Annotated in this window: 11 protein-coding genes and 1 tRNA gene; 11 read left to right on the top strand and 1 reads right to left on the bottom strand. The window is 71.6% G+C overall.

Annotated features, from left to right (window positions below):
• Positions 1 to 118 precede the first annotated feature (118 nt).
• The 7 genes from DEJ24_RS08515 (at position 119) to DEJ24_RS08485 (ending at position 7,012) form a co-directional block, all read left to right on the top strand.
• The gene (locus DEJ24_RS08515) at positions 119 to 370 is read left to right on the top strand and encodes a DUF4244 domain-containing protein (protein ID WP_111078255.1); all 252 of its coding nucleotides are present in this window, start codon (positions 119 to 121) and stop codon (positions 368 to 370) included.
• Positions 371 to 389: 19 nt separating this feature from the next.
• The gene (locus tag DEJ24_RS08510; RefSeq protein WP_111078325.1) at positions 390 to 803 is read left to right on the top strand and encodes a TadE family protein; all 414 of its coding nucleotides are present in this window, start codon (positions 390 to 392) and stop codon (positions 801 to 803) included.
• A 625-nt stretch (positions 804 to 1,428) separates the two neighbouring features.
• Positions 1,429 to 4,257, top strand: a complete 2,829-nt coding sequence (gene topA, locus DEJ24_RS08505) for a type I DNA topoisomerase (protein ID WP_111078254.1) — start codon at positions 1,429 to 1,431, stop codon at positions 4,255 to 4,257.
• A gap of 14 nt (positions 4,258 to 4,271) precedes the next feature.
• Positions 4,272 to 4,916 carry a dTMP kinase gene (gene tmk, locus DEJ24_RS08500; protein ID WP_111078253.1) on the top strand — a complete coding sequence of 215 codons (645 nt, stop codon included), beginning with the start codon at positions 4,272 to 4,274 and terminating at the stop codon, positions 4,914 to 4,916.
• Positions 4,917 to 4,992: 76 nt separating this feature from the next.
• On the top strand, positions 4,993 to 6,135 hold the full coding sequence (locus DEJ24_RS08495) for a DNA polymerase III subunit delta' (RefSeq protein ID WP_111078252.1): 1,143 nt from the start codon (positions 4,993 to 4,995) through the stop codon (positions 6,133 to 6,135).
• Between the two features lie 83 nt (positions 6,136 to 6,218).
• A complete protein-coding gene (locus DEJ24_RS16585) occupies positions 6,219 to 6,893 on the top strand; it encodes a TetR/AcrR family transcriptional regulator (RefSeq protein WP_146245964.1) in 675 nt (224 codons plus the stop codon).
• Between the two features lie 46 nt (positions 6,894 to 6,939).
• Positions 6,940 to 7,012 (top strand) — tRNA-Thr (locus DEJ24_RS08485).
• A gap of 173 nt (positions 7,013 to 7,185) precedes the next feature.
• Here the strand turns inward: DEJ24_RS08485 and DEJ24_RS08480 are convergent.
• A complete protein-coding gene (locus DEJ24_RS08480) occupies positions 7,186 to 8,859 on the bottom strand; it encodes an alpha-glucosidase (RefSeq protein ID WP_111078251.1) in 1,674 nt (557 codons plus the stop codon).
• A gap of 223 nt (positions 8,860 to 9,082) precedes the next feature.
• On the opposite strand from DEJ24_RS08480, the gene DEJ24_RS08475 reads away from it, so the two are divergent.
• The 4 genes from DEJ24_RS08475 (at position 9,083) to DEJ24_RS08460 (ending at position 13,808) form a co-directional block, all read left to right on the top strand.
• The gene (locus DEJ24_RS08475; protein ID WP_111078250.1) at positions 9,083 to 10,069 is read left to right on the top strand and encodes a Gfo/Idh/MocA family protein; all 987 of its coding nucleotides are present in this window, start codon (positions 9,083 to 9,085) and stop codon (positions 10,067 to 10,069) included.
• Positions 10,070 to 10,141: 72 nt separating this feature from the next.
• Entirely contained in the window at positions 10,142 to 11,632 is a 1,491-nt protein-coding gene (gene dacB / locus DEJ24_RS08470) for a D-alanyl-D-alanine carboxypeptidase/D-alanyl-D-alanine-endopeptidase (RefSeq protein ID WP_111078249.1), read from the top strand.
• A 23-nt stretch (positions 11,633 to 11,655) separates the two neighbouring features.
• Positions 11,656 to 12,294, top strand: coding sequence for an isochorismatase family protein (locus DEJ24_RS08465; protein WP_111078248.1), 639 nt, complete (start codon positions 11,656 to 11,658; stop codon positions 12,292 to 12,294).
• Between the two features lie 74 nt (positions 12,295 to 12,368).
• Positions 12,369 to 13,808, top strand: a complete 1,440-nt coding sequence (locus DEJ24_RS08460; RefSeq protein ID WP_111078324.1) for an NAD-dependent succinate-semialdehyde dehydrogenase — start codon at positions 12,369 to 12,371, stop codon at positions 13,806 to 13,808.
• The last annotated feature ends 9 nt before the right edge of the window (positions 13,809 to 13,817 follow it).

Here is a 13,817-nt window from a genome sequence, read left to right as displayed (position 1 = left end):
CGCCTGCCGAAGGGCGCGTCCGCCGAAGGTGGATGCACGTCCCCGCGCGAACGCACGTCGCGCGGGGCCGATCACGAGCACCGGATCGACCGGTGCCAGGAGAGAGAGGAACGACGCCATGCAGGAAGGACACCCCGACGCTGCCCCGGACACACCGTCGGCTGGACGAGCACAGCGGCTCGGACGGCATCCGTCGCCGAGCCCACGGCCGCCGGGCCGGTGGTCCGATGACCGGGGATCCGCCACCGCCGAGTACGCCGTCGTCATCCTGGCGGCGGTGGCCTTCGCCGGCGTCCTCGTCGCGGTCATGCGGTCCGGTGAGGTGCAGGCGATCCTCACGGACCTCGTCCGGACGGCGCTCACACCATGAACCAGACGGCGCTCACACCATGCAAGGGGAACGACGCGTCAGCCACGACCGGGACGAGCACCAGGACCACCGCCGGAACCAGCACCAGGACGACGGCCGTGACCGCGGATCGGTGACGGTCGAGTTCGCCCTCGCCCTGCCGGTCTTCGCCGTGGTCTTGGCTGCGGCGATCGCCGGGGTGATGGCCGTCGACGGGCAGGGGCGGCTGCAGACCGCCGCCGCCGTCGCTGCCCGGGCCCTCGCGCGCGGTGACGACCCGGCTGCACGGCAGGCCCTCGAGCGCGCCGACGCCGGCACGGTCCGTGTCGAACGAGCGGGGGGCCTGGTCTGCGTCCGTGCCGGACGACCGGCCGGCACGGGGCCGTTCTCGGATGTCGTGCTGCAGGGGAGCGGCTGCGCCGTGGACGAGGCCGACACCGGTGACCGGTCCTGACGCGACCGGACCGATCCGGACCGCGACGGGGGGCCACCGCGGCGGCCTGCGGTCCAGGAACGCGCGGTCCAGCACGCTGCGGGCCAGCACCCTGCGGGCTGGTGAGCAGGGATCCGCCACGGTGGCGCTCGCGGCCGTCCTCGCGGTGGTCGTCCTCGTGACGGGCTCGCTCCTCGGCGCGGCCGGTCACCGGGTCGGGGCCGCTCGTGCCCGGGGAGCGGCGGACGCGGCGGCGCTCGCCGCGGCGGCGTCGGCCATCGGGCTGGTGTCGGACCCGCCCTGCCGTGCTGCTGGACGCCTCGCTCGGGCCAACGGAGCCGTCCTCGTCGCCTGCGGTGTGGACGGGGTGGTCGCCCGGGTCGAGGTGGCTGCCGGCGGTGGCCTGCTGTCCGCCCACGCCGTCGCCGTGGCCGGCCCACGGCCTGCTGCGGCGACGGCCAGCCGACGCGCCGTGGGCCGCCCGCGCGGTCCAGCCACGTGCGGCGGACTCGCTCCGGCTCCACCGGCCATCCCCACCGGAGTGTGTATGGTGTGCCTGTCGGCCCGCCGGTCACCGAATTCCCGGTCGACCCGGACGCTTCCACGACGTCCGTCGGCCGATCAGCACCATCGATCAAGGAGTCACGTGCCAGGCACGAAGAAGCTCGTGATCGTCGAGAGCCCCGCGAAGGCGAAGACGATCGCGCAATACCTCGGTGACGGATACGACGTCCAGGCGTCTGTCGGACACATCCGTGACCTCGTCGAGCCCAAGAACCTGCCGGCCGAGCTCAAGAAGGGCTCCCTCGGCAAGTTCTCGGTGGACGTCGACAACGGGTTCGAGCCGTACTACGTCGTCTCCGATGCGAAGAAGAAGACCGTCGCGGACCTCAAGCGTGCGCTGAAGGACGCCGACGAGCTCTACCTCGCAACAGATGAGGACCGCGAGGGCGAGGCCATCGCGTGGCACCTGCTCCAGGTGCTGAAGCCCAAGGTGCCCGTCAAGCGCATGGTGTTCCACGAGATCACCAAGGAAGCCATCCAGCGCGCCCAGGAAGCCACGCGGGAACTCGACACCGCGTTGGTCGACGCCCAGGAGACCCGTCGCATCCTCGACCGGCTCTACGGGTACGAGGTCTCGCCGGTGCTCTGGCGCAAGGTCGGGCCGGGCCTCTCCGCCGGTCGTGTCCAGTCCGCGGCGACCCGCCTCGTCGTCGACCGTGAGCGCGAGCGTCTCGCCTTCGTCTCGGCGAACTACTGGGACCTGACGGCGCGCTTCGAGAAGTCCGACGAGGGGGCCTTCACGGCTCGCCTCGCCCGGATCCAGGGCAAGCGCGTGGCCTCCGGTCGTGACTTCGACGACCGTGGTCAGACCACGGCGGACGTCGTCCGTCTCGACGAGGGGTCGGCGAGCTCGCTCTCCGCGGTCCTCGACCGCGCCGGCGACGCCGTCGTCCGCAGCGTCGAGTCGAAGCCGTACACACGCCGACCGGCAGCTCCGTTCACCACGTCGACGCTGCAGCAGGAAGCCGCGCGCAAGCTCCGCTTCTCGGCCCGTCAGACGATGAGCGTCGCGCAGTCGCTGTACGAGAACGGCCACATCACCTACATGCGTACCGACTCCGCGTCGCTGTCGCAGCAGGCGATCACCGCGGCACGCAAGCAGGCGACCGCGCTCTACGGCGCGGACTCGATCCCCGCGAAGCCCCGTTCCTACGCAGGCAAGAGCAAGAACGCGCAGGAGGCCCACGAGGCGATCCGCCCCGCCGGCGACACGTTCAAGACGCCGTCGCAGATGGAGGGTGTCCTCCGCGGCAACGACCTCCGTCTCTACGACCTCATCTGGAAGCGCACGGTCGCGTCGCAGATGGCCGATGCCAAGGGCTCCACCGCGTCCGTGGTGCTCGGGATCGCGTCGACCGAGTCGATCGAGGGCCTGGCGTCCACGGCGAGCGGCACCGACGTCGAGTTCACGGCGTCCGGCACGGTCATCACCTTCCGTGGTTTCCTCAACGCCTACGAAGAAGGCCGCGACGAAGAGCGCTCCTCGGGCGACACCGCGGACGACGCGAAGCTGCCGCAGATGGCCGAAGGCGACCACCTCGGCGTCTCCGACGTGGCGGCCAAGGGGCACGACACCTCCGCACCTCCGCGCTACACCGAGGCCAGCCTGGTCAAGACGCTCGAAGAGCTCGGGATCGGGCGCCCGTCGACCTACGCCGCGATCCTCTCCACGATCATGGACCGCGGGTACGTGACGCAGCGCGGGACCGCCCTCGTGCCGAACTGGATCGCGTTCAGCGTCGTGCGTCTGCTCGAGGACTACTTCGGGGACCTCGTGCAGTACGACTTCACGGCCGAGATGGAGAACGACCTCGACCGCATCGCCAGCGGCGAGGAAGACCGTGTCGACTGGCTCAAGGAGTTCTACTTCGGTGGCGGTGACCAGCGCGGACTCCGCACGGTCATCGACAACCTCGGCGAGATCGACGCCCGCGAGATCAACTCGGTCGAGCTCGCGCCGGGCCTGACCCTGCGCATCGGTCGGTACGGCCCCTACATCGAGACCCCGAGCGACGACCCGGAGAAGCCGCGCCGCGTCAACGTGCCGGAGGACATCGCGCCGGACGAGCTCACCCTCGACAAGGCCCGCGAACTCGTCGAGGCGCCGGTCGTCAGCGACCGCGTGGTGGGCATCAACCCGCAGACGGGCAAGGAGGTCCTGGCGAAGGACGGCCGCTTCGGTCCGTACGTGACCGAGCGCACGCCGGAGCCCGAGCCGTCGGTCGACCCGGCGACGGGCGAGGTCCTGGCGGCTGAACCAGAACCGGCTGCAGAGGCGGCAGCGAGCACGGCGACGGGCGCGAAGACCGCGACGAAGACCGGCACGAAGACCGCCGGCACGAAGACCGCCGCCGCGAAGAAGGCGCCCGCGAAGAAGGCCACGGCCAAGAAGGCAGCGGCCCCGAAGGAGCGTACGGCCTCCCTCTTCAAGTCGATGGACCCGGGGTCGGTCGACCTCGAGACCGCGCTGAAGCTCCTCGACCTCCCGCGCACGGTCGGGACGGACCCGGAGTCCGGCGACGAGATCACCGCGCAGAACGGTCGCTACGGGCCCTACCTCAAGAAGGGCACGGACACCCGGACCCTGCCGAGCGAGGACGCGATCTTCGACGTCGACCTGCCCGGTGCCCTCGAGCTCTTCGCGCAGCCGAAGTACGGCGCCAAGCGTGCCGCGAGCGCGGCGCTCAAGGAGTTCGACGCCGACCCGGTGTCTGGCAAGGCGATCAAGGTGAAGGACGGCCGCTTCGGCCCGTACGTCACCGACGGCGAGACGAACGCCACGATCCCGCGCGGCGAAGAGGTCGAGACGGTGGACTTCGAGCGTGCGGTCCAGCTCCTCGCGGACAAGCGCGCCAAGGGCCCGGTCAAGAAGAAGGCACCGGCCCGACGCGCCCCCGCGAAGAAGAAGTGAGCACGGACGGAGCAGTGCGCACGGACGACTCCCGCGGCTGGTTCATCACCCTCGAGGGCGGTGACGGCGCGGGCAAGACCACGCAGGCCGAGCGCCTCGAGCAGTGGCTCGGGGCGCACGGCCGGCAGGTCGTCCGGACCCGGGAACCCGGTGGCACGGACCTCGGCCAGCGCATCCGCGAGATCGTCCTGCACGACCGCGGCCACGTGACGCCCCGGGCCGAGGCGCTGCTCTACGCCGCCGACCGTGCACACCACGTCGAGACGGTCGTCCGGCCCGCCGTCGCCCGCGGTGACGTCGTGCTGCAGGACCGGTACATCGACTCCTCGGTCGCGTACCAGGGCGTGGCCCGCGGCCTGGGCGCCGAGCAGATCCGGTCGGTGTCGAACTGGGCAGCGGACGGCATGACGCCGGACCTCACGGTGCTGCTCGACCTCGACGTGAGCCTCGGGCGGGCGCGTGTCGCGGCCGCCCGCGGTGACGTGTTCGACCGCCTCGAGTCCGAAGCGGCAACGTTCCACGAGTCCGTCCGGCAGGCCTTCCTCGAGATGGCCCGCGCCGAACCGGAGCGGTTCCTCGTCGTCGACGCCTCCGAGTCGGCCGACGTCGTGCAGGAGCGGATCCGTTCGGCCGTGGCACGCCTGGTCGGGGTCGGTTGATGCTGCGGATCGAGACGACGCGCGGGAGCGCCGACGACCGGCCGGTCCCGTCGGTGGCTCCTGGCAGGATCCTCCCGTGAGCGTGTGGGAGGGCCTGACCGGACAGGAAGAGTCCGTGGCTGCGCTGCGGAGTGCAGCCGAGTCGACCGACGGCACGGGTGGCATGACGCATTCGTGGCTGATCACCGGGCCTCCCGGCTCCGGACGCTCGAACGTCGCCGCAGCCTTCGCCGCCGCCCTGGTCGGCAACGGCCCCGACGACGACCACACGCTGCGTCTGATCACCGCCGGCACCCACCCTGACGTCGCCCGGCTCACCACCCAGCGCGTCATCATCACGATCGACGAGATCCGGCAGCTGGTGACCTCGTCACACTTCTCGCCCTCGGTCGGCCGGTACCGCGTGATGATCGTCGAGGACGCCGACCGGATGACGGAGCGGACCTCGAACCTGCTGCTGAAGGCACTCGAGGAACCGCCGGAGCGCACGGTGTGGATCCTCTGCGCTCCGAGCGAGGCCGACCTGCTGCCGACGATCCGCTCGCGCGTGCGCTCGGTCCGCCTGCGTGTCCCGGGCATCGAGTCGGTCGCCGACCTCATCGTGGCCCGGACCGGCGTGGACCGTGTCCTCGCCACCGATGCGGCGCGTCAGGCGCAGAGCCACATCGGCATGGCGCAACGCCTCGCGACGAGCGAGGACGCCCGTGACCGTCGTCGACGGACCCTGACCACGGTCCTCGCGATCCGCAGCGTCGGCGACGCCGTGAACGCCGCGGCCGCGCTCCTGGCCGTGGCGGACGAGGACGCCAAGGCGATCACGCTCGAGCGTGACGCCGAGGAACGCGATGCAGCACTCCGGTCCCTGGGTGTCCAACCGGGCGGTACCGTCCCGCCGGCGCTCCGGTCCCAGCTCCGGGTGCTCGAAGAGGACCAGAAGCGTCGGGCGACCCGGAGCCTCCGCGACGGCCTGGACCGCATCCTCGTCGACGTCTCCTCGCTGTACCGCGACCTGCTGCTGCTCGGACTCGGCGCTCCCACCGAGCCGGTGAACCTGGCGATCCGTCACGAGCTCGAGCGGGCGTTGCCGTCCGTCCCGCCCGCGGCCGCACTCGAGGTCCTCGACGCGATCGCGACCGCGCGGCAGCGCATCGGTGCGAACGTCGCAGCGCTCCTGGCGCTCGAAGCGCTGCTCGTCACGGTCGCCCGCGCCGTCCGCTGACCGGCTGGCCGGGGTGGCTCGGCCTGGCGATCCCGACAGGCTTCTCAGGCCGTCCGCGATGCTCGGCGTGGGAGGATCGGCGCATGACCGACGCTGCACCGGGCCTCCGCGAACGGAAGCGGCGCGCCACTCGCCTGGCGATCCAGCAGGCCGCGCTGCGCATCGCGATCGAGCACGGTCTGTCCGCGGTCACCGTCGACGAGGTCTCCCGCCGTGCGGACGTCTCGCCGCGGACGTTCTTCAACTACTTCCCGAGCAAGGAGCAGGCGATCCTGGGCGACGACCCGACCCTGCCGCAGGGCGAGGACGTCGAGACCTTCGTCGCCGGTGGCCCGACGGGTGAACTGCTCGCGGACCTCGGCACGCTGCTGGTGCACTCGGCGCACGAACTCGTCGACGAACGCGGGTTGATCGGGGAGCGACAGCAGGTCCTCCGCGCGAACCCCGAGCTCTTCAGCCAGCGGATGGCGTCGATGAAGGAGTTCCAGGCCGGCATCCAGACGGTCGTCGAGCAGCGGTTGCGGCTCGAGGACGGTCTGCCCGAGACCGGTGACCCGACGGGGGACGGCGGTCCGCCTCGGTCGGACGAGGACGACGCGGTGCGCCGCCGCGCCCGCCTGGCGTCACTCGTCGGCATGGCAGCGCTCCGTCACGCCTGGTGGGAGTGGTCCGAGTCGGACGCGGACGCACACCTCGTCGATGAACTCGAGCGGTCCTTCGCCGACCTCGGCGCGCTCGTTTCGCGCTCGCTCGTCTGATCCTGTACAGTGATTTCTCGTGCCGCTCCGGATTCCCGGGGCGTCCGCCGCCTTAGCTCAGTCGGTAGAGCGATTCACTCGTAATGAATAGGTCGTCGGTTCGATTCCGACAGGCGGCTCCGACACCCCCTCGTTCCTCCCGGAGCGAGGGGGTTCTGCGTTGCCCGGGCCGCCAGGCAGGCGAGCGGCCGGGCAGGCGAGCGGCCGGGCAGGCGAGCGGCCGGGCAGGCGCACGGGCGTGCAGGCAATCGAACGAGGCCAGGCAACCCACCAGCCCCACCCGGGAGGCCCGTCACCGGCACTCGTGCACGCGCGCCTCCCACGGACGCAGCGTCCCGGCGACCGGCGGCTCCCCGAGGTTCCCCAGGACGAACGCCCCCACGAGCCTCCCGACCGACTCCGGTAGCTCCAGATCCACCTCGGACAGGTTCGCGACCACGACGAGTGGCGGCTCGCCCGTGTCCGCCGAGGCCCGCGTGAACGCCCACAGTGTCGGGTGTTCCGCCTCGAGCAGTGTGAACGTCCCCAGTCGCACGGTGCGGGAGCGGTGTCGGAGATCGATGAGTCGACGGTGGTGCTCGTACACCGAGCGCAGCCCGGCTGCCCGGTCGCCCGCGACGGTGACGCGCGGCCATCCCTGCCCCATGCCGATCCACGGTCCGGCGGTGGAGAACCCGCCGGCGGGTGTGCTGTCGTCCCACGGGATCGGCGTGCGTGCGTTGTCGCGGCTGCGGAAGGCGAGGGCCTCGAGCGCCTCGGACTCCGGCATGCCGCGGCCGACGGCGCCGCGGAACCAGTTGTGCGACTCGATGTCCCGGTACTGGTCGATGGTGGTGAAGGCCGCGTTCACCATGCCGATCTCGTCGCCCTGGTACACGTACGGGGTCCCGCGGTGCAGGTGCAGCACGGTGGCGAGCAGCGTGGCCGACTCGTACCGGAACGCGAAGGGGTCGCCGCCGGAGGCCGCCGCCCCGAACCGCGACACCGGCCGCGGCTGGTCGTGGTTCGACAGGTACAGCGAGTTCCACCCGCGGTCCTCGAGCCCGGTCTGCCAGCGCGCCAGTGAGCGCTTCAACTCCGGCAGGTCGGTCTCGTTCCGGGTGAACTTCGACGACGGTGCGTGGTCGAGGCCGACGTGTTCGAACTGGAACACCATGTCGAGCTCGTGGCGTTCCGGGTCGGTGAAGAGTGCCGCGTCCTCCACGGTGACACCGGGCATCTCGCCGACGGTGAGCAGGGCCTCCCGACCGGCGAAGACGCGCTCGTGCATCTCCTGCAGGTGCTCGTGGATGCGCGGCTGCATGACGTACGCGTCGCTGTCACCGGAGAGGGCGTCGTCGTCCTTGGCGATGTGGTTGATGACGTCCATCCGGAAGCCGTCGACACCGCGGTCCAGCCAGCGGTTCATCATGTCGTAGACCGCGGCGCGGAGGTCCGGGTTCTCCCAGTTCAGGTCCGGCTGCTGCGGCGTGAACATGTGCAGGTAGTACTGACCGGTGCCGGGGTCCCACGACCAGGCGGGTCCGCCGAAGGCGGCACGCCACCCGTTCGGCTCGTGGCCGTCGACGGGGTCGCGCCAGATGTACCAGTCGTGCTTCGGGCAGGTGCGGGACTGCAGGGCTGCGCGGAACCAGGGGTGTTGGTCGCTGGAGTGGTTGACGACGAGGTCCATGACGAGCTTCATGCCGCGCCGGTGCACCTCGACCAGCAGCGCGTCGAACTCGTCGATGGTGCCGAACAACGGGTCGATGTCCTCGTAGTCGGCGATGTCGTACCCGTTGTCGGCCTGGGGCGACCGGTAGACCGGCGACAGCCAGACGACGTCCACGCCGAGGTCGGCGATGTGGTCCAGGTGCTGCCGCAGCCCGGCGAGGTCGCCGACGCCGTCGCCGTTGCCGTCGGCGAAGCTCCGCGGGTACACCTGGTAGACGACGGCTCCCGTCCACCACGGTTCCGGTCCGGTCACGGCGCCTCCTCGCGTCGGTGCGCGCCCCTACGCGCATGCCCACCAGTGCGTCTGACTGGAGGCCCGTCCTGCGTTCCGGTGTCGGGCCTCCAGTCGGTCGGCTGGTGACCCGCACGGTACTCCGGCGGTCCTGACACCGCTGCACGAGCCCTGTGGACAGCTGGCCTGTCCACAGGGGACGATCTCGCGACGACCTGCGCGGGAGCGGTGGTAGACACGACGCATGGCCATCCGATGGGGAGTACTCGGGACCGGCGGCATCGCCCGGTCCTTCGTCCGCGACTGCAGTGCCGCGGGGGTGGTGTTCACCGCGATCGGCTCACGGACCGACGAGTCCGCGCGGGCCTTCGCGGACGAACACGACATCCCGCACGCGCACGGTGACTACGCCGCACTGGTGGCGGACGACGAGGTCGACGCGGTCTACGTGGCGACGCCGCACTCCCGCCACGCCGAGGACGCCCTGCTCGCGATCGCCGCCGGCAAGCACGTCCTGGTCGAGAAGGCCTTCACGATCACCGCGGAGGAGGCCCGACGGGTCCGCGACGCCGCGCACGACCGCGGTGTGCTCGTGATGGAGGCGATGTGGACCCGCTTCCTTCCGCAGACCGCGATGATGCGGCGGGTGCTCGCCGAGGGACGCATCGGCACTCCCCGACTGGTGCAGGCGACGCACCACCAGGCGCTGCCGACCGATCCGCGGCACCGGCTCAACGACCCGGCTCTCGGCGGTGGCGCGCTGCTCGACCTCGGCGTCTACCCCGTGTCGTTCGCGGTCGACGTGCTCGGCGTCCCGACCGCGGTCGCAGCGTCCGGCACCCTCAGCGACCAGGGAGTCGACACGCAGATGGGCATCGTGATGACCCATCCGGGTGGGGCGCAGTCGACGGTGCACTTCGCCCTGGACCTGCGCAGCCCGAACAGTGCGTCGATCGTCGGCACCGAGGGGCGTATCGACCTCGACCCGACGTGGTGCACGCCGACCACCTGGCGCATCCGGGACGCCGACGGTGCGATCGTGGAGGAGTTCGACGGGCGCGAGGAACTCGCCGGCTACAACCACGAGGCCCGTGGCTTCGAGGCCGCGATCACGGCCGGGGTGCCGGCAGACAGCACCACGCACATCGACCACACGGTCGCGATCATGGCCGTGATGGACGAGGCCCGCCGGCAGGTCGGCGTCGAGTACCCGGCCGATCCCGCGCTCTGAACACCCCCGCAGCCCGTCGACTGACGACGGTGGGCCTGGAGGCACGGACCCGCGTCTCGTAGGATCGCCTGGATGTCCGAGCAGTCACCCCAGCCGCCCACCGGCGGCCCCGTCCACCGTTCCGTCGCAGCCCTGCGCGCCTCCGTCCGCCGGAAGCCGGTGCCGTGGGGAGTCGGTGGGCTCGTCGTCGTCCTCGCGGTCGCCTCCGGCGGTGTGGTCGCGGTGAACGCGGCGACGGCGGACCAGCCCAGCGCGACCGGGTCGGCCAGCGCCTCCCGGACGCCGTTCGCCACCCGGACACCGACGGCAGCCCGGACGGCGACGCCGACTGCGGGACCGACTGCGACCCCGACACCGACCGCGTCGGCGAAGGCCGCCGCCCGCACCTGCTCGGTCGCTGGCGCAGCCTCCGCGAGTGGGCTCGGTCGCTTCGAGGGCTACGTCATGAACGCGGCCACCGGGGAAGAGCTGTTCTCGCGCGACGGTGGGACGCCGGCGCAGACCGGCAGCGTGATGAAGACCCTGACGAGCGCGACCGCGCTGGCGGTCCTCGGTGCCGGGCACACCATCCCGACGACCGTCACCGACGAGGGTGGTGGCACGATCGCCCTCGTCGGACACGGCGACGCGACCCTGACGGCAGGCAACGGCACGGTCTACCCGGGGGCGCCGAGCCTCGCGCAACTCGCCCAGCAGGTGAAGGCGCGGCTCGGCGGCACGCCGGTGACGACGATCGTCGCCGACGGCACCTGGTGGAGCGCATCCGACGCCTGGGACCCGACCTGGCCCGTCAGCGAGCGGACCATCGGGTACCAGCCGAACGTCACCGCGCTGATGGTCGACGGCGACCGCGCGAACCCGGCGGCCGCGACCTCGCCCCGCTCCGAGGACCCGATCGGCCGGGCCGGTGTGGCCTTCCGGACGGCCCTCGCGAACGCCGGCGTCGTCGGAGCGTCGACCGCCCAGGTGACGCAGCGGGCGACGACCTCGCAGAACACGATCGCGCAGGTGCAGTCCCAGCCGGTGTCGACGCTGATCGGGCAGATGATCCCGAACTCGGACAACACCCTCGCCGAGATGCTCGCGCGGGTGTCGTCGAAGCAGGCCGGCGCCGGTGGCACCGCGGCGTCACTGACCGGTGTCTACAGCAGTGCCCTCCGCGGGTACGGCGTGGACCCGTCCGGCATCCGCATCGTCGACGGCTCCGGCGAGAGTGCGTCGAACGCGGTCTCGCCCTCGTTCGTCGCGCACCTCATGGTCCCGGTGACCCGGGGTGACAAGGGGCTCGGGACACTCGCGCAGGTCCTGCCGGTGGCCGGCGTGTCCGGCACGCTCTCGAGTCGGTTCACCGGCGCGAACGCCGTGGCGCGTGGCAAGGTGCACGCGAAGACCGGGTGGATCGACAGCGCGAACACCCTCGGCGGCTACATCGACGCTGCCGACGGCACGAAGTTGACGTTCGCGTTCTACGCCATCGGGTCGCCTCGGGCCGCCGCGCTCCCGGCACTCGACGCGGTCACGGCCGCGGTCTACCGATGCGGAGGCTCGCTCACCGGGTCCTGACCCGACGGGTGTTGGATGGGTGCATGGCCAGGGCACTGCTCATCACCGACGTCCAGAACGACTTCACCGAGGGCGGCGCGCTCGCGGTCGACGGAGGGGCGGCACTCGCCGAGCGGATCACCGCGTTCCTCCGTCGGCATGCGGACGAGTACGACCTCGTCGTCGCCTCCCGGGACTGGCACGACGCCACGGGGGACAACGGCGGACACTTCGCCGTGACCGACAGCGCGGACAGCGCGGACGGACCGGACTTCCGGACGACGTGGCCGCCGCACTGCGTCGCCGACACGCCGGGTGCCGAGTACCACCCGGCCCTCGACCTGTCCTTCGTCGACGTCCACGTCCGCAAGGGGCAGGGTGAGCCGGCCTACTCGGCGTTCGAGGGCACGACCGAAGCCGGGGCCGACCTCGTCGACGTCTTCTTCGACCGCGAGGTCCACGCCGTCGACATCGTCGGCATCGCGACCGACCACTGCGTCCGGGCGTCCGCGCTCGACGGGGTGCACGCGGGCCTCGACGTCTTCGTCTACGAGGACCTCGTCGTGGGCATCGACCCGGCCAGCAGCGACGCCGCGCTCGAGGAGGTCCGCGACGAGGGCGGGCACACCGGGCACAGCGACATGGACGAGGGGCGTCAGCGCCCGGGAGGAGCGGTCCTGTGACCGACGAGCAGACGACCAGCACCACGACCGCCACCAGCACCACGGTCGGTGACGAGCACGTCAGCGTCCCCGACGTGCCCACCGGCCTCTTCATCGGCGGCTCCTGGCGTCCCGCGAGCGGCGGTGCGACCTTCAACGTCCGCGACCCCTCCACCGGCGCGGTCCTCGCGAGCGTCGCGGACGCCACCCCGGAGGACGGCGTCGCCGCACTCGACTCCGCCGTCGCCGCACAGGCCGAGTGGGCGGCGACCGCACCCCGGCGCCGCTCCGACCTGCTCCGACGCACGTTCGACCTCGTGCACGAGCACGCCGACGACATCGCCGCGATCATGACGCTCGAGATGGGCAAGCCGCTCGCAGAGTCCCGCGGCGAGGTGGTCTACGGCGCCGAGTTCCTCCGCTGGTTCTCGGAGGAAGCCGTGCGCATCGGTGGCGACTACCGCACGAACCCGGAGGGCACCGGTCGCGGCATCGTCCTCAAGCGTCCGGTCGGCCCCGTCTACGCGATCACGCCGTGGAACTTCCCGCTGGCGATGGCCACCCGGAAGATCGCACCGGCGCTGGCCGCCGGGTGCACGGTGGTGCTGAAGCCCGCCGACCTCACCCCGCTGACCACGCTGTACCTGGTCGAGCTGTTCCGTCGTGCCGGGCTGCCGGACGGTGTCCTCAACGTGGTGCCGGCCTCGGACGCGAAGGCCCTGTCCGCGCCGGTCATCGCCGACCGCCGGCTGCGGAAGCTCACCTTCACCGGCTCGACCCCGGTTGGTTCGGCGCTGCTCAAGCAGGCGGCCGACAACGTCCTGAAGACGAGCATGGAGCTCGGGGGCAACGCTCCGCTCCTGGTGTTCGACGACGCCGACCTCGACCGGGCGGTGGACGCCGCGATGCAGGCGAAGTTCCGCAACGTCGGCGAGGCCTGCACCGCGGCCAACCGCTTCTTCGTGCAGGAGGGCATCGCGGACGCGTTCACCGCGGCACTCACCGAGCGGATCGACACGCTGCGCATCGGTCGGGGCACCGAGGACGGTACGGACATCGGTCCGCTCATCGACTCTCGCGCGGTCGACAAGGCCGCGGGGCTCGTGGACGACGCGGTCGATCGCGGCGCACGTCTCGTCACCGGTGGGGTGCGGGTCGAGCGCGAGGGCACGTTCTACGCTCCGACGCTCCTGGACGACGTCCAGCCCGGCTCGGACATCCTGACCACCGAGATCTTCGGACCGGTCGTGTCGATCACGCGCTTCGCGACGGAGGAGGACGGCATCCGCCTCGCCAACGACACGGAGTACGGCCTCGTCGCCTACGCGTTCACCGAGGACATGCGCCGTGGGCAGCGCCTGGCCGAACGGCTCGAGACGGGGATGCTCGGATGGAACACGGGGGTCGTGTCCAACGCGGCGTTCCCGTTCGGCGGTGTGAAGGCCTCCGGTCTCGGCCGCGAGGGCTCGCACGAGGGCCTCGAGGAGTACCTGGAGACGGTCTACGTCCTGACGCCGGACCCCTTCGCCGTCTGAGGCCCCGGC

The sequence above is a fragment of the Curtobacterium sp. MCPF17_001 genome (assembly GCF_003234615.1).
In the GTDB taxonomy this organism is placed as follows: Bacteria; Actinomycetota; Actinomycetes; order Actinomycetales; family Microbacteriaceae; genus Curtobacterium.
Note: the sequence above shows the minus strand (reverse complement) of the source record. Positions and strands in the feature narration are given on the sequence as shown.